The organism is Agromyces sp. Y782, assembly GCF_059445405.1.
The window spans coordinates 2,711,012-2,729,124 of the sequence record NZ_JCAIUG010000001.1; the positions used below are offsets into that span (position 1 = coordinate 2,711,012).

At 66.3% G+C, this 18,113-nt stretch carries 18 protein-coding genes; 10 read left to right on the top strand and 8 right to left on the bottom strand.

Translation table 11 applies throughout. The annotated features are described in order from the left end of the window. The first annotated feature begins 63 nt into the window (after nt 1-63). The 6 genes from AC1C2S_RS12225 to AC1C2S_RS12250 all read left to right on the top strand — a co-directional run bounded on the left by AC1C2S_RS12225 (nt 64) and on the right by AC1C2S_RS12250 (nt 5,373). Nucleotides 64-1,107, top strand: coding sequence for an alcohol dehydrogenase catalytic domain-containing protein (locus AC1C2S_RS12225; RefSeq protein WP_495352798.1), 1,044 nt, complete (start codon nt 64-66; stop codon nt 1,105-1,107). A gap of 86 nt (nt 1,108-1,193) precedes the next feature. Further along, nucleotides 1,194-1,568 (top strand): ArsR/SmtB family transcription factor, encoded by a 375-nt coding sequence (locus AC1C2S_RS12230; RefSeq protein ID WP_495352799.1) that lies wholly within the window; start codon nt 1,194-1,196, stop codon nt 1,566-1,568. Beyond that, nucleotides 1,568-2,641, top strand: coding sequence for a cation diffusion facilitator family transporter (locus AC1C2S_RS12235; RefSeq protein ID WP_495352800.1), 1,074 nt, complete (start codon nt 1,568-1,570; stop codon nt 2,639-2,641). The genes AC1C2S_RS12230 and AC1C2S_RS12235 overlap by 1 nt, the downstream gene beginning before the upstream one ends. Before the next feature lie 27 nt (nt 2,642-2,668). Further along, nucleotides 2,669-3,427: a DUF2510 domain-containing protein gene (locus tag AC1C2S_RS12240; RefSeq protein WP_495352801.1), complete on the top strand. Its 759-nt coding sequence runs from the start codon at nt 2,669-2,671 to the stop codon at nt 3,425-3,427. A gap of 63 nt (nt 3,428-3,490) precedes the next feature. Continuing rightward, nucleotides 3,491-4,504, top strand: a complete 1,014-nt coding sequence (locus AC1C2S_RS12245; RefSeq protein ID WP_495352802.1) for a PHP domain-containing protein — start codon at nt 3,491-3,493, stop codon at nt 4,502-4,504. Then, nucleotides 4,501-5,373, top strand: a complete 873-nt coding sequence (locus AC1C2S_RS12250; protein ID WP_495352803.1) for a hypothetical protein — start codon at nt 4,501-4,503, stop codon at nt 5,371-5,373. Before AC1C2S_RS12245 ends, AC1C2S_RS12250 begins: the two co-directional genes overlap by 4 nt. Nucleotides 5,374-5,393: 20 nt before the next feature. Here the strand turns inward: AC1C2S_RS12250 and AC1C2S_RS12255 are convergent, their stop codons facing one another. Beyond that, nucleotides 5,394-5,618 carry a hypothetical protein gene (locus tag AC1C2S_RS12255; RefSeq protein ID WP_495352804.1) on the bottom strand — a complete coding sequence of 75 codons (225 nt, stop codon included), beginning with the start codon at nt 5,616-5,618 and terminating at the stop codon, nt 5,394-5,396. A 91-nt stretch (nt 5,619-5,709) separates the two neighbouring features. Continuing rightward, nucleotides 5,710-6,102, bottom strand: a complete 393-nt coding sequence (locus AC1C2S_RS12260) for a (R)-mandelonitrile lyase (RefSeq protein WP_495352805.1) — start codon at nt 6,100-6,102, stop codon at nt 5,710-5,712. A gap of 294 nt (nt 6,103-6,396) precedes the next feature. Here AC1C2S_RS12260 and AC1C2S_RS12265 point away from each other — a divergent pair, with 294 nt between their 5' ends. Beyond that, nucleotides 6,397-6,777 carry a DUF2255 family protein gene (locus tag AC1C2S_RS12265; RefSeq protein WP_495352806.1) on the top strand — a complete coding sequence of 127 codons (381 nt, stop codon included), beginning with the start codon at nt 6,397-6,399 and terminating at the stop codon, nt 6,775-6,777. 40 nt (nt 6,778-6,817) lie between these two features. Here the strand turns inward: AC1C2S_RS12265 and AC1C2S_RS12270 are convergent, their stop codons facing one another. From AC1C2S_RS12270 to AC1C2S_RS12285, 4 genes are all read right to left on the bottom strand, one after another. Next, entirely contained in the window at nt 6,818-7,702 is an 885-nt protein-coding gene (locus AC1C2S_RS12270; RefSeq protein ID WP_495352807.1) for an alpha/beta fold hydrolase, read from the bottom strand. A gap of 211 nt (nt 7,703-7,913) precedes the next feature. Then, complete coding sequence (locus AC1C2S_RS12275) at nt 7,914-8,771, bottom strand: type IV toxin-antitoxin system AbiEi family antitoxin domain-containing protein (protein WP_495352808.1); 858 nt, start codon at nt 8,769-8,771, stop codon at nt 7,914-7,916. A 71-nt stretch (nt 8,772-8,842) separates the two neighbouring features. Then, nucleotides 8,843-10,093, bottom strand: a complete 1,251-nt coding sequence (locus AC1C2S_RS12280; protein ID WP_495352809.1) for a type II toxin-antitoxin system HipA family toxin — start codon at nt 10,091-10,093, stop codon at nt 8,843-8,845. Further along, complete coding sequence (locus tag AC1C2S_RS12285) at nt 10,090-10,386, bottom strand: helix-turn-helix domain-containing protein (protein WP_495352810.1); 297 nt, start codon at nt 10,384-10,386, stop codon at nt 10,090-10,092. Before AC1C2S_RS12285 ends, AC1C2S_RS12280 begins: the two co-directional genes overlap by 4 nt. 836 nt (nt 10,387-11,222) lie before the next feature. Between AC1C2S_RS12285 and AC1C2S_RS12290 the strand changes: the two genes are divergently transcribed. The 3 genes from AC1C2S_RS12290 to AC1C2S_RS12300 are packed head-to-tail and all read left to right on the top strand — an operon-like array spanning nt 11,223 to nt 13,492. Beyond that, complete coding sequence (locus AC1C2S_RS12290) at nt 11,223-12,017, top strand: hypothetical protein (RefSeq protein ID WP_495352811.1); 795 nt, start codon at nt 11,223-11,225, stop codon at nt 12,015-12,017. Nucleotides 12,018-12,026: 9 nt separating this feature from the next. Next, on the top strand, nt 12,027-12,986 hold the full coding sequence (locus tag AC1C2S_RS12295) for a radical SAM family protein (RefSeq protein ID WP_495352812.1): 960 nt from the start codon (nt 12,027-12,029) through the stop codon (nt 12,984-12,986). Further along, nucleotides 12,983-13,492, top strand: coding sequence for a nucleoside/nucleotide kinase family protein (locus AC1C2S_RS12300; RefSeq protein ID WP_495352813.1), 510 nt, complete (start codon nt 12,983-12,985; stop codon nt 13,490-13,492). The genes AC1C2S_RS12295 and AC1C2S_RS12300 overlap by 4 nt, the downstream gene beginning before the upstream one ends. A 221-nt stretch (nt 13,493-13,713) precedes the next feature. On the opposite strand, the gene AC1C2S_RS12305 is transcribed toward AC1C2S_RS12300, so the two are convergent. Together AC1C2S_RS12305 and mobF are read right to left on the bottom strand one after the other, a co-directional pair. After that, nucleotides 13,714-14,784 (bottom strand): hypothetical protein, encoded by a 1,071-nt coding sequence (locus AC1C2S_RS12305; protein ID WP_495352814.1) that lies wholly within the window; start codon nt 14,782-14,784, stop codon nt 13,714-13,716. 608 nt (nt 14,785-15,392) lie between these two features. Then, the gene (gene mobF, locus AC1C2S_RS12310) at nt 15,393-18,092 is read right to left on the bottom strand and encodes a MobF family relaxase (protein ID WP_495352815.1); all 2,700 of its coding nucleotides are present in this window, start codon (nt 18,090-18,092) and stop codon (nt 15,393-15,395) included. Nucleotides 18,093-18,113: the final 21 nt, after the last annotated feature.

The following is an 18,113-nucleotide window of genomic DNA, read 5'->3' on the forward strand; positions in this document are numbered from 1 at the left end:
GCGCCGCCGACATGTGCGATGCCCTGAGCCTGTCGAAGGGCGACCCGATACGGAAGGACTCCTGTGCGCGCTGTGCTCTTCAACGCCTTCGGTGAGAAACCCGAACTCGTGGAGGTGGCGGAGCCCGACTGTCCGCCGAGGGGCGCCGTCATCCGGGTGCGGGCGACGGGTGTGTGTCGCAGCGACTGGCACGCCTGGATGGGTCACGACGCTGCCGTGTCGCTGCCGCACGTGCCCGGCCACGAGTTCGCCGGCGAGATCGCCGTGCTCGGCTCCGAGCTCGCAGCAGATTCGGGTTGGGCCGTCGGCGATCGCGTCACGGCCCCCTTCATCTGCGCTTGCGGTCGCTGCCACGAGTGCCTGACGGGCAATGAGCAGGTGTGCGACGCCCAGTCGCAGCCGGGCTTCACGCACTGGGGCTCGTTCGCCGAGTACGTCGCGATCGACGAGGCCGAGCTGAACCTCATCCGTCTGCCCGAATCGCTCGGCTTCGTCGAGGCGGCGTCGCTCGGCTGCCGATTCGCGACCGCGTACCGGGCGATCGTCTCTCGAAGCCGGCTCGCTCCCGGTGAGCAGATCGCGGTGCACGGATGCGGCGGGGTCGGCCTCTCGGCCATCATGATCGCCGTCGCCGCCGGCGTGAAGGTCTACGGCGTCGACGTCTCCGATGCCGCGCTCGCCGCGGCCGAGGGGCTCGGCGCGGTGCCGGTGCAGGGCGGCGAGGGAGCGGCCGAGCGGATCCTCGAGGCATCCGGCGGCGGGGTGGATGTCTCGGTGGATGCCTTCGGCTCGACCGAGACCTCGTTCGCCTCCGTTCGCAGCCTCAAGAAGCGCGGCCGGCACGTGCAGATCGGGCTCATGGTCGGCGACTCCGCGCTCGCCGCGATGCCCATGGACGCCGTGATCGACGGCGAGCTCGAGATTCTCGGCAGCCACGGAATGGCCGCGCACGAGTACCCGTCGATGCTCGGCGCGGTCGCTTCGGGCGACTTCCGGCCGATCGAGCTCGTCGGTCGTCGCATTACGCTCGACGAGGTGCCGAAGGCGCTCGCGGCGATGGGCAAGGCCGGGGGAGCGGGCTCGGGCATGACGGTCGTCGAGCTGTAGCGGCATCCGCTCGCCCGACCGCATTCGCACGACCGCATTCGCTCTCGAATCGAGACGGGCGTCGACGCCTGTGGCATAATCTGCATATGGATGCAGATACGCAGACATCTGGTCGATCGCCCGACGGCCAGTACGTCGAACTCGCCGTCGAGGTCTTCTCGATGCTGGCCGATGCCACCCGCATCCGCATCATCCTCACGCTCCGCGACCGCGGCGAACTCTCGGTGAACCTGCTCGCCGACCTCGTCGACAAGGCTCCTGCGGCGGTCTCCCAACACCTTGCGAAGCTGCGCCTCGCACGCATCGTCGCGACCCGGCACGAGGGCACCAAGGTCTTCTACCGCCTCGAGAACGAACACGCACGCCAGCTCGTCGCCGACGCGATCCTTCAAGCGGAGCACTCGCTCGGCGGCACTCCCCGGCACCACGACGTCGAGTCGGCGACGGAAGCGACAGCGTGATGGATGCCTCCAGAGCCCACGCCGACGGGCCGACTGACGAGCATGAGCACGAGCACGATCATGTGCATGACCATGACCACGACCATGTGCATGATCACGACCACCCTCGCGGCATCCGTGGATTCCTGCACGAGCTCTTCCTGCCGCACACCCACGATTCGGCCGACTCGGTCGACGACGCGCTCGAGTCGAGCCGCCAGGGCATCCGTGCCCTCAAGATCAGCCTGTTCGTGCTCCTCGCCACGACGATCCTGCAGTTCGCGATCGTCTTCGTCAGTAACTCGGTAGCGCTCCTCGCCGACACCGTGCACAACTTCTCCGACGCGATGACGGCAGTGCCGCTCTGGATCGCGTTCGTCCTCGGCCGGCGAGCCGCGTCCCGGCGCTACCCGTACGGATACGGCCGCGCCGAGGATCTCGCCGGTCTCTTCATCGTCGTCGTCATCGCGGCATCCGCCATCGTCGCCGCATGGCAGTCGATCGATCGGCTGGTGCATCCCCAGCCCGTCGAGAATCTCGGTTGGGTCATGGCGGCGGGCGTGATCGGCTTCCTCGGCAACGAGGCCGTCGCGATCTACCGCATCAGAGTCGGGCAGCGCATCGGCTCTGCCGCACTCGTCGCCGACGGGGTGCACGCCCGCACCGACGGCTTCACCTCGCTCGCGGTCGTCGTCGGTGCCATCGGCGTGATGCTCGGATTCCCCCTCGCGGATCCGATCGTCGGGCTCGTGATCGTCGTGGCGATCCTCGTTCTGCTCTGGGGCACGGTGCGCAGCGTCGGCCGCCGACTCATGGACGGCATCGAGCCCGAGCTGCTCGATCGCGCAGAGCATGCGCTCGCGCAGACGCCCGGGGTCGCCGCGGTCGACGTCGTGCGGCTCCGCTGGAGCGGTCACCGGTTGAGCGGAGACGCGGTCGTCGCGGTTGCCGGCGAGCCGAGCCTCCGCGATGTGGAGGCGATCGCCGCCGATGCCGAGGCGCGGGCACGGCTCGCCCTCCCGAAGCTCGACGCATTCGCCGTGCGCGTGATGAGCATTTCACCCGCGTCGTCGCGTGACCTCGGGGGCCCGTAGCATGGCGGGGACCCCAAGGAGGAATCGATGAGCGATGGTCGTTCGGCACCCGCCGGCTGGTATCCCGATCCGAGCGGCACCGGTGGCCAGCGCTGGTGGAACGGCTTCCAATGGTCCGAGCATGTCGCGCCGGCGACACCGGTTGCACCCGTGGTGCCGGTCGCACCGGTCGAAGCGCCGGCCTACGTCGCGCCGGCCTCTGCGGTCGCCCCGCTGACTCCCGCGACGACGGCGTATCCGGCCGCGCCTGCGTACGCCGCCGGGCAGCCGGCACCGTACGGCGGAGACCAGCAGGCTCGCGTGCCCGAGGGCACACCGGTCGACACCGTCTGGATCTGGCTCATCGTGGCGCTGCCCGTGCTCGCCGTGCTCCCGCTCTTCCTCTGGGACGCCAACGGATACTTCGAGCGGTCGATGTACTCGTCGACGTCGGGCAGTCCGCTGGCCGCGGCCCTCGGTCCGTACGCCGACCCGTGGTCCCTCCTCGCGACCCTTGCCGGCTGGGTCGTCTACGGACTCGCCGTCTGGTTCGCCTACCTCGACTGGGCCGCTCTCGCCCGGCTCGGCTACCGGCGTCGCTTCCACTGGGCGTGGACGTTCCTCTCCTCCCTCGTGTACGTCATCGGCCGCTCGGTCGTCGTGCGGCAGCAGGCGGGGCGAGGGTTCCTCCCGATGGCGGCAGCCATCGCACTGACCGTCGTGTTGACGGTCGGCGTCATCGTCTGGGTGATCGTCATCGTCTCGAACGCCATGAGCACCGCGATCGAGATGTATCCGTCGTACTGAGCTGCGGATGCCGCCGACTCAGGAGTGGAGCGGCGGGCGCCGATACGCGCCACAATAGGGCCCATGGATCCCGTTGAGGCGCTCGAACAGATCGCGTTCCTGCTCGAACGAGACCGCGCGTCGGCGTTCAAGTCGAAGGCATTCCGCCGGGCCGCCGACGTCATTCGCCCGCTCGGCGCCGACGAGATCGCCGCTCGCGTCGGCGACGGGCGGCTGCAACGCACGAAGGGGATCGGCGACACCACCTTCACCGTCATCGCTCAGGCGACGGATGGCGCGGTGCCCGACTACCTCGCCGAGCTGCGCTCTCGCGCAGGGCTCGCGCCGGCTGGCGCACCGACTGGCCTGAGAGCACAGTTGCGCGGTGACTTGCACAGCCACACCGACTGGTCCGACGGCACGACGAGTCTCGAGACGATGGCCCGTGCCGCCGAGGCACTCGGCCTCGAATACCTCGCCGTGACCGACCACTCGCCGAGCCTTCGCGTCGCCAACGGGCTCAGCGCCGAACGGCTCATAGCGCAGCAGCAGTTGATCGACGATGTGCAGGCCGGAGTCGGCGGCATCCGTCTGCTGCGAGGCATCGAGGTCGACATCCTGCTCGACGGTTCGCTCGACCAGACTCCCGAGATGTTCGACCGCCTCGACGTCGTGGTTGCGAGCGTGCATTCGAAGCTGCGCACCGAGTCGCCGGAGATGACGAAACGGATGCTCCGCGCCATCGCCGAACCGCGCACGAACGTGCTCGGCCACTGCACCGGTCGCTTGGTGGAGGGTTCGCGGGGTACCCGCCCGCAGTCGACGTTCGACGCGCAAGCCGTGTTCGAGGCGTGCGCCGAGCACGGCGTCGCGGTCGAGATCAACTCGCGACCCGAGCGGCAGGACCCGCCCGACGAGCTCATCCAACTCGCGCTCGAAGTCGGCTGCCTCTTCTCGATCGACAGCGACGCGCACGCTCCGGGGCATCTGACGTTCCTCGAACTCGGCGCGGCGCGCGCATCAGCGAACGGCATACCGGCTGAACGCATCGTCACGACCTGGCCGGTCGAGCGGCTGCTGGAGTGGACCCGCGCATGATGAACGGGTCCCCGAGTCAGACGCGCGGCGCATTGCTCGAGTTGCTGCGAAACCAGGCCGGGCGGCGGCGGCCGACCGACCTGGTCGCCCAATATGCCGACGACGAGTTCGTCGCGGCGAGCGCCCTCGATCTGCGCCTCGCGAACACCCTCGACCGGCTGGCGCTCGAATCGGCGGCCGACTTCGACGCGGTGCTGCTCTCGCCCGTCGCACCGCTCGGCTCGAACTCGGTCGTCGCACCGACCTCGCAGGATCGCACCCTCTCGACGATTCGAAACACCGAAGTCGTCTCCGATCCCACGAATGTGCTCGCCCTCGAGAGCGCCAAGCGACTCGCCGGGGCCGATGCGGCGGTGAGTCTCGCCACCGTGCACCAGACGCTGCGAGCGCAGCCGCTCGCCGGTGGCGACGGGGGCGACGACGGTGGCGCCCGCTCGCGACACTTCCGTCTGTTCGCGCTCGCGGAGGCCGGTCGAGGACTTGCCGATGACGAGTTCGAGGTGCGGGCAGTCGCGAGACAACTCGCGGTGTTCGACCGGTTGTTCGATGCGTGCGAGGGTGCGTTGCCGGTCGAGTTCCCGCACCGGCGCGCGGTCGTGCGCACCGGCGCTCGCGGCGATGCGCTCCGCGACCGCGTGCTGCGCCGACTGGCGACGACGTTGCCGCACGTCGAACTCGTGACCGAACCGCTCGAATCCGCCTACTACGACGGTCTTCGCGTGGGCTTCGGGGCTGAGGGCCGCTCGGGCGCCTTCGTCGAGATCGCCGACCTCGGACGATTCGATTGGGTCGCGCAGCTCACCGGCGATCGCCGAACGCGGTTCGTGTCGAGCGGGCTGGGCATCCAGCTGATCCCGCTCCTGTTCTGAAGGTCACCCGCCGGCTCGACTCAATCGCGTGGCTGTTGATCTTTCACGGCCGCGACCGCCGCTTCGACGTGCTCGGCGCTCGCCGGCAGGCCGGCGTCTTCGAGGCGTTGTCGCATCATCGTGCGCAAGTCGTCGACGGCTCCGAGGCCGAGGTCGTAGCGGACCTGCGCGATGATGCCGTCACGTTTCTGGTCGTCGCTCGCGTCGTCGTGGCCGTCTTGGATCGGTTTGTTCTGCTCATCCATGCCACGATGCTCGCACCGTTGGTTCAGCCGGCCAACCCCTTGACGGGCGGGTCGAACGGGCTCGCGATCGCGCGTCGATGGTTCGCGCAGCTCAGTCGGCCCGTGCCGCGCCGTACTCCTCGTCGGTGACGTGATCGCCCCAGGTGGCGTCGTCGTCCTCCCACATCGCGAGATGGCACATGAACGAGTCGGCGGATGCCCCGTGCCAGTGCCATTCGCCCGGCGGCGTGTACACGGTGTCGCCGGGCCGCATGACGATCACGTCGCCGCCGCGGGCCTGCACGAGGCCGATGCCGTCGGTGACGTGCAAGGTCTGGCCGAGGGAGTGCGAGTGCCACGCGGTGCGGGCACCGGGCGTGAACCGCACGAGGTTCACGCGCAGTCGTGACGGCGTCTCGCCGCGGGCGATCACGTCGAAGTAGACGTCGCCAGTGAACAGCTCGGCGGGGCCCTTCGTGCTGGGAGTCTTCGGTTGGCGTTCCATGGCCCCGACGCTACGCCTGGCAGCGGGCGGCTGGGAGGCACTTGACAGTACCCGGAAGACCCGGCATTCCCTCGGGCCGGCGAGCACGCGTTCACCGGGTTACGTACCCACGAGACATCCGGTACCCACGAGACATTCGACCGCACCGTCAGCCTCGACGAGACCCCGACGGCTACCGCGCCATGGACGCCCGTGAGGCGCTCAAGGCGCTCATCGCGCAGTAAGTCCGCAGGTGGCACCCATTGCCGCCGGTCGCCGGTCCGCGCAAGAATCATCCCAGCGAGAGGACACGCAATGAGCACCTGGACCACCGACGAACTCGACCGCATCGGCCGGGCCGAAGAACTGCAGATCGCCTCCCGGCGATCCGACGGCACGCTGCGTCCGTACGTGACGATCTGGGTCGTACGCGTCGGCGATGAGATCTTCGTGCGCTCGGCGTACGGGCCGGATAATCCGTGGTTCCGCCGCGCGCAGGCGAGCGGCACCGGACGCATCCGTGCAGGCGGCGTCGAACGCGACGTGTCGTTCGCCGAGCCTGCCGCCGACATGCACGACGCGATCGACGCCGCCTACCACGCGAAATACGACCGCCACGGACCGCAGATCGTCGGCGCCGTCGTCGGCCCGCAGGTGGTCGCGACGACCTTGCGGCTGGATCCGGTCGCCGACTGACGGCGCCGACCGACGCCGCCGACCGACGGCGGCGTCGGCCCTACTGCTCCTTGGCGGGCGGATGAAGCGCGCCGCGGTGGATCTCGTACGAGCGCGAATGCCCCGGCGAGTCGGGATCGTCGACGATCGGCTGGTCGGCCATGAACAGGCGGATGAGGTGCGCGAGTTCGCCCGGATGGCTGAAGTTGATCGCATGCGCCGCGCCCTCGATCATCACCAGCAGTACGTGGTTGTCGGTGCGGCCGGCCACCTCTTTCACGCGGGCCGGACCCGGCATCAGCGGGTCCCGGTCGCCGATGACTACGAGCGTGGGAATCTGCAACTCGAGCAACCGCTCGAGCGTCGGGTACCGGGTGAGGGCCCGGAACATCTTGAACGTGCTCGGCACGCCGAATCGCAGGTAGTCGGGAGTGGCCACCCGCATCATCCGGGGCGGCTCGCGCGTGCCGTCGCGGCTGAGCTGACCCACGGCACGGCGCAGCGGCTGGTTGTGCAGGCCACCCGCCGGCGACACGAGAATGGCACGTTCGAGGCGCTCGGGGTGGTGGTACGCGAGCTCCAAGATGACCGGGCAGCCCATCGAGTTGCCGACCAGCGTGGCCGATTCGACCTGACGGTCGTCGAGGAACCTCACCGCGGCGTGCGCGAGATCGGGCACGTCGAGTGCGTCCGGCGCCTTCCCGCTCCGGCCGAACCCCGGGAGGTCGGGAACGAGGGTGTGGAACTCGTCCATGAGTCGCTCGGCCGTCGGAAGCAGGTACCGGCCGGAGAGGCCGAAGCCGTGCAGGTGCATCATCGCCGGGGCATCCGGCGGATCGGGCGACTCGCGGTAGAAGACGTCGATGCCGTCGACGTTGGTCCACCGCTCGGCCAACCGTGACGCCGGGCGCCTGGGGCGCCGCCGCGGAGCAGTCTTCGTGCCCATGCCGATGATCATCCTCGCCGCAGGTGCACTCGTCAATGTCCGCCCACAGGTGGGCGCCCGCGCCGACTGGTCGGCCCGATCATCGGCGTGACGGCTCGAGGGCGTTCCCCGCCCGCCTGGTGAGTGGGCCGTCGCTCGTGCCATCGACAGATCTAAGCGAGCGGATCGGGCGACCGGATGCCTCGCCCGGAGCGCCGGTCGATTGGTGCTCTCACTTGGTCTGCAGTGCCTGGGCGATCGATACCGATTCGGCTGCACGCAGTTGCGCTTCGATCTCCGATGTGGCGCTCGATTCGCCTGGCGCGGAGGGCGCTGTGTCGGATCCGCTCCTAATGAACTCGCGTGAGTTCTCGAGGTACCGCGCGGCGACGAGGTTGGCGAGCGAGGGGATCGAAGCGATCTGCTTCGCGATGCTCTCCTGGTCGATCCCTGCGATTCGCATGAGCTCTTCGAGCAGCGCCTCGCCGGCACCCTTGCGGTGTCCATTGCGCTCTGCGAGCGGGCTCAGGAGTTCAGTGAGTCGGCTCACATCCAGCAGAGACTGCCTCGCTGCATCGCGCAGTGCGTTGCTGACGTTACTGAGGTCGTGCCGATCCTCGACCAGGTCGGCGATCGTGCGCTCGCGGGTCGTCGTGGGCAGGCCCTCTCGCACCGTGAGATCCTGCTCGGGCAGCGTTCGGGTTCGGTATCGGACATCTGCACGCTGTGTCTGCCTGCGGGTCGGCGTGGTGAACTCGCTCTTCATCGCGCGTAGGTCGCCAATGCCGAGGAGTCGAGCGGCGGATTCGCCTGACACGACGGCGCTCGGTGGGTGCTCACCGATGCGTTCATGCGCGAGCTTCGCGGGATCGGTTGCCAGCCATGCAACGCGCAGATCTTCGTACTGCCCGCCCGGTGCGCCAGCAATCCTGTAGACCCCGTGCGACAGGCGGATCAGGTCCCCGGATTCGGAGAGTCGCGTGAGGTTCATGTGGCTGACATCGCGCACTCGGGCCTGCGCCGAGGTAACCATGCCCCACTGGGACTCGGCGATCTCCGCCAGCTCACGAAACGCCAGGTGCGACTCCATGCTTGGATGCTAACGCTCGTTGTGTCACTATCCCAGCGCAAAGGCTGCAATTTTTGAGTGTGAAGAGGGCCTCAGGCTTCGCGGAGAGTGCGAAGCCCGGCGGTGAACGAGTCCTCGAAGCGCGCGAGTTGCGACTGCGGCACGTCGTTCCCGGTCGCGACCACGCGCCATTTGGAGAGTGCGTCAGCTACATGGGCGAGTACGGCCCGTGCCTCGGCCGGGGGCAACCGACAGGCGCGGGCGAGTTCGATCAGACCGTCTGCTTCGTCGATGGGGAGGTCGGCGCCGGCGATCGTGGTCTGGCGCAGGTCGGGGTCGGGGTTCGGGTTCACGTCGAAGGCCGGGCTCAGAGCCCAACCTCCTCGCGCGCGGAGGAAGCCGTGGTTGCGGAGGTGGTCGTCGGTGTTGTTCAGCCCGACGCTGACGGCGACCCGGCGGAAGAGTTGGTGTGCGTCATCCGTCGCTCGAGCACTGATCTCTGCGAGGCGGTCGGCGATGTCGACGTAATCAGCGTGTTCGCCGTCGCGGTGCTCGAGCATGGTCATCGCGCTTACATAGCCGATGCGGTCGCTGTTGTCGTCTCGGTCGAACCGGTCGAGCAGGAGCACGTGATGGCCCTCGATGCGTACGAGACGATGGCGTGGGACGCGCACACCCGCCGCAGCCGCGAGGTCGAGCGCCGTCGCCTCCCAGGCCATCACATCCCAGGCGTCATCGTGGTGCGGAAACTTCGCGATCTGCTGGCGGCCATCCTCATCGAGCACCGCCGCTTTCGGGCGAGCGCCGCCGAGAGACCCGGCTCCTGCGGCCAGCAGAGCCCTCACCGCTTCGAAGTCGTCGTCGCTGTCTCTTGTGGCTGCGTCCGCAGCACGGAGGAGCTCGGGCAGACGAATCAGTCTCGGCACCTCGTGTCCGGGGTCGAGGAACCGGTCGGCCGGGTCAGCGTCGGCACGGAATCGAATCGCACCTTGGCGGGTAGCGTCGGCGACGCCGGCCAGGAAGTCCGCGTCGTCGAAGTCGCGTGGTCGCCGTGACTCCTGGCGGGTAAAGACCCGCTCGCGCTTCTTGATCAGGTTGCGACCCCAACGATCCGGCGCCGAGTCCGAGAACGCTCCTGGCAACCCGGCCGTCTGCTGCGTGCCCGAAACGAGCGGGAGTGCCGGGTCGAGCTGGTACGCCCTCGTGTGTTCGAGGTATATGCGGTCGTACTGGAAGGTCGTGGAGGCGAGGCTACCGCGGCTGCGGTGGAACTGCGCGCGGCCCGCGAGCCTCGTCGTTCCGCTGAGTTCGACGTGGACTTCGAGCTCGTCGTCGAGGGTCATCGCACACGCTTCCGCTCGAGCTGGCCGGCGCGGGCGCGGCCGAGGTCGGTATCGAGCGGGTCCAGGGCAGCGGTCAGAGTGTCGAGGATGCCGAGGGCTCGGGCCACGCGCAGCACGACGTGGAGGCTTACGCCCGGATCGCCGTGCTCGAGCTTGCGGAGGGTATCCCGCGTGACGTCCGCCCGGTCTGCGACTTGGGCAGCGGTGAGGCCCAGTACCTTTCGCCAGCCGACGAAGTCTTGGCCGATCTCTCGGGCGGACCTCAGGATCACCGCGGGAAGCTCGGACGCCATGGGAGCCTCCTTCCTATAATGACGAGTATACTCGTCATTATACGGGTTAATGGCGATCTTAGTATTCATTACTTGGCTCGCCTCAGTGACAAGCGACCGCGCGCCGAGCGCCTTCCGGACTTGACGAGCTTCGGGCGCGTGCATCGGCATGCCCATGTCCGTCGCCGACGTTGATGGCACAGCCTCGGCGACGGAGCGGCGGCATATCCCGCTGAAACCAGAAAACCCCCGGCTACCCGGGGGTTTCGATGGTGGCTCCGACGGGCGTCGATCCCGTGACCTCACGATTTTCAGTGAGCCTGGGCGGTTTTCGCTCAATTCTTATGGTTGCGATATCGCGCTGATCAGGGATTCTTCGAAACGCTCGCAGTTGGTCTCAGATGCTTTTCGCGCATTTAATGGCACATTAATGGCACAGATTTCGTGGGCAAAGGGTTGAAATCGCTTCGCGAAGGGGGGACGGATCGGGACCCCGGACAGTGTGTTTTGTTCAGGCGATCGAGCACTTCCTGTGGTGGGACTTCATGCCAGTGGCTTTGGCTCCGGCCCCGTTCAGCCCCACCAGCAAGCCGTCGTTTTCGAGGCCAGTCAGCCACCGCTCGACGAAGTCGTCGAGGCCACCGCGCGCGGTCGGAACCGCGCATAGGCCGGGACCGTCGGGATGATCTGCTCGACACTCGAGAGTCGCGACCAGAACAGCATCGAGCGGCGGCAGTCAGCTCGTTCTGGAGCAGGGAGCACCAGAATAGGCGAAATCGGTCGCTGTCGGACAACGCTCCCCGATAGCAACAAAAGTCAGGCCATTTCAGATCTCACGACCGAATAGGATGCAGCCCATGGGGCTTCAGGTGGGGCGAACGGCGGCGAGAGTCGCGATCCTGATCGTGCTCGTCATCGGGCTCGCCTTGGTTGGTTTCGGACTGGCGCAACCGGCCAACACACTTTGGTTCATCATCGGATCGGGTGTGTTGAGCTCACTTCTAGCGTCACTCGTACTCGGCTTCTTCACGTCCAGATCCCTCGGGGGGCAAAGTGAATTGGCCGACAAGCTTCTGCAACTAGAGAGAGCCGCCGAGTCCAGGGAGCGCTACGGCGCCACCTTCATCGACGAGAAATACTTCCATAAGCCCGAATACTGGAACCAACTAAGCGACAGCACGTTCAAGCGGTTCTTCCTGATGGGTCACGCTTTGAACACCTGGACTCAGCCGGAATACAAGAAGGCATTTCTCGCAGCCATCTCCCGGGTGATCAAGAGCAGAGGCGACGTCTGCATACTGCTGCTTGATCCCGATGGTGATGCCCAGAAACGCATCATCGATGCTCGCGGTCGGAGCTACCGGACCGACATCGAAACGACTCTACGTGCGCTCGCCGAGGTCCATAGGGCGTTGCCGGCCAATCTTAAGGGGAAGCTCGACGTACGCTTCCTTCCCCCTGCAGAGCAACCGCTGTATATGGCTGTCATAACAGACTCGAGCCTGGAATACTCGCCGTACTTCTCTCGAGCGAGCACGCGATCGGCTCCTCACGCTTCGTTTGCGATCTCTAGCTCCTTTGCGAACACCGTCATCTCTGACTTTCAATCGATCCGTCCGAACTGCGAAGCCGTCGATCTCGCAAGCTACTAGGAGCCCATTGTGCGCATCGCTCAAGTACTCAAGTCTGAGATGTCCTATACGGCGCGAACCTGGGATGTGGAGCATGCCTCGCGCTACGTAATCGATGTCGACGGTCGAATGGTTGAGTTCTCCCACTTCAGACACTTCATGGCTGGCGAGTACGTCAAGGATGTGATCGAGATTGCAAGCAGTTTCGGCTGCACAGTGGGATGCCACCACTGCGCTGCAGCAGACCTACCGCACATGCAGCCTCTGACCACCGACGAGGTCGTGGCAGCGACCATCCTGGTCGCTGAGCAACACGAACTGTCGGATTCTTCGAACCTGCTCATCACCTTCTCCGGTATTGGCGAAGCATCGCTGCTCCGAGCGCCTATGTTCGAGTCCGCCCGGAGACTGCAGATGCGCTTTCCGAGCGCTGAGTTCGTAATGACGACAGTTGGCATACGTCCCGACTTCATCTCAGCGGTAGGTGAGCTGTCTGGAGGCCTTGCCCTGAAGTACCTGCAGGTCTCGGTCTTCTCATCGGATGCTCAAGCGGTCCGCGCAATGATGCCGCTCGGTGCACGGCTCGGATATACCCCACAGGCACTCGTCGCAGCGATGGCAGCTGAGCCCAGACTTAGGTATCGACTGAACTACGTCGTGATCGATGGTTTGAACAGCGAAGAGGGACAGATTCAAGACATCCTGGATGTGTTCGAGCCCGTGCGGCACAGGTCCGTTCTGCGTGTATCCCGCCTCAACGAGACTTCTGCGAGCAGGCGAAATGGCCTGCGGCAACCGAGCCTTTCCACCGTTCGAGCTGTAGTTAAGACGGCGGTCGAAAGCGGGTGGGACGCCTATCACTTCTACTCACACGGTGATGATCAGTTGAACTGCGGACAGTTGGCGGGATCGTATCTAGTGAGCTTGGGAATACCCGAGCCGCGTCGCGCCGACGATGGAACGCCCGCGAACCCGGCGACTCGCAGATGATCGTCATTTTGGAAGGTCCCGATTTCGCGGGGAAATCGACGGCTGCCCAACACCTGACGAAGCTATTCGGTGGTGCTGTCCGCTGGGTTGGCCAGCCGCCTGCCTCCGCCGATTTGATAGCGTACTACCTTGACCCCGTTAAGGACGCCGCAGGCCGCGATGAGCTCGTCGTGTTCGACCGCCTTCACATCAGCGAGCTCGTCTACGGGCCGATCTTCAGAGGGGCTTCTCGTCTCTCTATCTCGCAAGCAGAGGAGATCGAGGAAGTACTGGAGACGGTGGGAGCGCTAAAGGTGCACGTTGACGCTCCGGATTCGCTACTTCTAGAGAGGTTTCGTGGCCCCCGCGGGGACGAAATGGTCGACGACGAACAGCGCCTCATCAGGATTGCACGGTCGTACCGTCAGATCATTGGTGGCACCGACGGGCTACTTCAATGGCCAACCCTGTCGCTTGATGCCCTCATCTCGAGCGTCCACAATCACCTCGACCGCCAGCCAAGGTAGCTGGACACGGGATCTGGCCGCTGCATTCCAACGAGCTGAAGAGACGGCTAAGGCATCGCGATGCGCACACACAAGACCGCGCACGGCGACCCCTACGGACTCGATCCGCCGAGTCTTGAATCACATCTCCGCGTCCGATGCTCAGCGTGGTTGCGAGTTCATCATTGCGAGGTGGAGCCTAGCCCTGCGCCATTGAGCCAGCTCCTGTCGGACCCTGGAAATCACCCGGGGAGTGAGACTCCAGGCCGGTGAACGCGCCTGGAACGCGAGATCAGAAATGCCCACAGCACCCCATCAACACCGTGAGGCGGCGCAGGAGGCTTCCAATTCCTGGACTCGGCGTTGCTTCGGCCGTTCCAGTGCACAGGGAACTCTTCAGCGCGCATGCCGAGTAAGCCACGATGCTCGAGTCCGTAGGCCGTTATTGCCCATTCGGCATTCACCCATTCCGTCAGCGCGCCCTTCAACCATGCCCCGGCGTCTTTCCGCCTGCCAGCGATCGCGGCATTCAAAGCGGTTCCGAGGTTCGAAAACAGTGAGACGTCGACGAGAAGTGCTTGTTCGGCGAGTCCCGCCGCAACCATCGTGCGACGCAACTCGTCCAAGACGGCGTCCGCCTCTCTCTCGGCGCCCCAGTGGGCCACCATAGGAGGGGCGGTTGGGCCGGAGTTCACATACTCGACCTCGATGAGCGGTGTCAGGTCGCCATTGCTGCGCTCCCGATGGAGAGGATTCGTCGCGGACGCGCTCAGCCGGAACACAAAGCGCGGGAGGTCGGGTTCGCCGTCTCCGACGGAGACCGTGAGTTCATCGTGCCAGATGGCACCCAGTTGCTGTGCAACTGACAACGCGGCATAGACCGCTGGGAACGAGATCTCATCATCTAGACGATGCAGCACGTCGTCCTGCGCTTGTCGCTCTTGTGATACGCGCGTGTTCAGACGTTCCTGGATATCGTCGAGACGCCGAGAGAGGCTGCTTTGCGCGGCCGCAAGTTCACGTGTTTCCTCGACCGCTGTCGCCCGTGCAGTCTCTCGGACCTCGGTCCTGATGTGCGCCGTGAATCGGCGCTCAAGGAACCAGAATAGGGCGACCAGTAAGATCGCGGTGCCGACGTTGGTCAGGGTGGACGAGACCAGGCTCTCCCACTCTCCGAAGTCCTTGCCTTGCCACCGCACCAAGGCAAATGGCGCGGCCGTCACGAGGAGGCCCAACACCGTGACTACCGCGATCAGGCCCCATCGCACGCGGACCTTGGGTACCGAATTCTGCGGCGGCTCGGTATTGCTCACGCGCGTACCCCAGTGCCTTCTCATATATCTCGTTGTCGCGGACCTCGAACTGTACGCAAGCATCTGTCGGAGCACCTTGCGGACTTCGATGTCGTTGGCGGCGGTTTACTTCCACCCGTCGAATCGGACAGCGGACACAACCTCACCGACAGGATCCACGATGTCGAAGATTGCTCTAGTCGCCTACCAGCGCATAGAACAGCGCTAAGCACTATATATCCATGCGATTCCAAGTAGGAGTCTGCCATTTCGGGTGGCATCTCGAGCCCGAAATCGCTGTGAACTCGAGCGAATCCTCGGCACTATCCGCCATCTCGGGCGCCAATCTACACTGGTCGGAAGTCCTCGTGGAGTTCGGCCGAATTCCTCCCTCTATCGGGCTTATCCTGCTCGCCCAGCGACGCCCGCGTCAGTTGACCGGCCTCCTCGTTGACCTTCAGCACGATACTTGCTCTGTAGCGACGTGCACACGCGCGTGTGGATGGGAGCCGACTGCACGCTGGTGACTGAATAGGTCGCGCAGCGGCGTCGCATTGGACGTTGGTGATGAGCGAGCCGTACCCAGTCGGGAACTTTCCACGAAGGCGAGTGAGCGTTGAACGGCCTTCTCATCGACTCAGTCCAGCTCCTCGCGATGCGCTCGGCGCGTCGTCTCGAGTGAAGTCAGTTTCATACATCAGGTGCATCCTGTGGCGTGCATTGCCCCGCTCGGCGGTGAGCCCGCGCACCGACTCGCGTGCCGCAACTGTCGCGTTCGTGAGGCCGTGATCGGCGCGGTTGCGTGCAGTCGTGAGCACGAACTGCTCCTGTGCATCATCCATTTCGGCAGCGACGATATACAGCCGGTTGAAGATCCGCCCCCGCGTCATCCCGACGTAGACACCCGCCGCACCCATCGCATCGCCTACCACCGTGTGCGACTCTTCCACCGTCATGCCCTGCACCCCGTGCGCCGTCGCGGCGTACGCGAGATGCGTGTGCTCAGCGACGTACCAGGAAGGCAGCCGGACTGATCGGGGCCGACGGCCGGCGGCACGCTCCGTCGCCCACACCGTGCCATCCGCAGCCACGCTCCGAACAACCCACACCTGCCGATTCGCCACCCGCACGCCCGAGTCGTTCCGCCGAGTCTGAATTACGTCGCCGCACCCAATGCTCAGCCAATCGCTCCCGATCACAGTGCGGCTGTCATCAACGTCGCCGGCGCGCACCCGCTCCTCCCGAATCCGCGCATTCAACTCGCGCGCCTCGTCGTTCGTCGCAACAGTAATCGCGCAACCCTCGCGCCACTCGCCCGCGAGCGCCTCGAACTGCGCATCGGGGCTCTCATGAATCGCAACGAGGCCGAGCGCGCACAGTCGATCGAAGACCGCCTCCGGATGATCCCCGCGCCGCATCTGCACGGTGAGCGCGGCGTACTCCGGGTCTACGAATCGGTGCACGGCCGTCATACGGTGCACGCGGGTGAGCAGTTGCGCGGCAATGGCGAGCACACCACCGCGGCCGACTGCCGAGAGCTGTGCGGGGTCGCCGACCAGGGCGACCGTGGCGCCGGCCTCATCGGCCGTGGTCAGCAGCGCGAGCGCGGAGTCTTGGTCGAGCATGCCCGCCTCGTCGACGACGATTCGCTCGCCGCGGCGCAATCGAGCGGATGCCGAGGGGCCGGCGTACGCGGCATCCGTATCGGGATCGTGGTCGCCGATCGCGAGCCGCATCCACGCGCCGTCGCGATTCCACCGCCACCCGTGCTCGTGCACGAGCTTGGCGACGCTGTCGGCTGCAACCCCGAGCTCCTGGTGCGCAACGTCGGCCGCCTTCTTCGTCGGCGTGACCACGCGCATCTTGCGACCCTCCATTGCCGCTGCCTTGATCGCGGCGGCGAGCATCGTCGTCTTGCCTGCGCCGGCTGCACCCTCCACGACGACGAGCGATTGAGCGGATGCCACGGCCGCAGCCGCGCGCGCCTGTGCCGGGTCGAGTCGGAGCCGCTGTGCAAGGCGCGAGAGGTCCGGCGTGCGTTGCGGCGGTCGCTCGGCACGGGCCGTGAGCAGATCGCGCAGCCGGGTCTCGACCGCGATGACGTGAACGCTCGTCAGGTGCGCGACGTGCTCAGGATGCGGCCCATCGGGCGGCAGCACCGACAGGCAGTTCTCCTCGGCGAGCTCTGTGACGAGCGCGACGAACTCGCGCAGCGGCGTTGGTTCGGCACGCACGCCGGCCTCGGTGACGAGGTGCGACACGTGCTCCTGGATGTCGTGCACCGTCCACGTCGACGCGGCGGCCGCGCATCGATCGAGCGCGCGGGATGCGACATCCTGCACGCTCAGCCCATCGAGCGCGACGGCCCGTTGCGCCCGCACGCGCTCGAGATCAGGTCGATAGCCGGATGCCTCGAGCTCGCGTCGCCACGCATCCTCGCTGCCGAGCTGGGTCGGCTTCTTGTGCGGCCGCTCGTGATCCCACGCCATCGCGGTCAGTCGCGACATCGCGGCGGGTCCGGGTTCTTGCTCCGGATGCTCCGAACGCCACTCCATCTCGAAGCGCGCCAGGTTGCGTGCAACCTGCTCGGCGCGTTTGCTCATCGCCGCGTTGAACGGCTGCAGTTCAGTGACCTCGGCCGTCACCGGATCGAGCGTAAGGCCGTGCGCGTCGAGCGCGGCCGCGAGCCGTGGGTGCGCTGCGATCACGGTCGTGCCGAGCGCGCGGATCGCGCCCTGCTGCCGGAACAGTGCCGCCGTGTCGAGACCTCGCCACGCGGCATCCGCCCACACCCGCGTGCCGATCTGAAAGTGGATGTGCCGGTGCGGGTCGCCCGCTCGCGAGGTCTTGTGCGAGACCGCGACCGTCTCAAGTTGCTCGACCTGCACGACGCGCTGCGCGCCGCGCGGGCCGACGCGCGTGACCGAGTGCTGCCCGAGCCAGACCCGGATCTCGGCGACCGTGTCGCGCTGCGCCGCATCGAGCGCATCGGATACCTCGGGGTGCAGCGCCGCGGCGATCGACAGTGACTTCGGCGCGTTGACGACCATCTCGGCGAACCGCGGAGATCCGTGGCGGACGTCGCCGGCGTGGCGGGGCGATCCCATCGACTCCCCGGTGAGCGGGTTGATCCAGTCGACCCAGTGGGCGTACTGGTCGGGGGTGAGTGCGCCCTCGCCGATCAGGTCGCCGTTGCCGTCGACGACGGAGAACTCGGCCAGCGCCGTGCCGCCCTCGAAGTAGTAGTCGTCGGCGCGGGAGCGATCGGACTCGAGGTATCGGCGCGCGTCGGGCCCGGAACCCCGATACAGGATCACTCCACCTCGCATCGCCTTCCTCCGAGTTAGCTC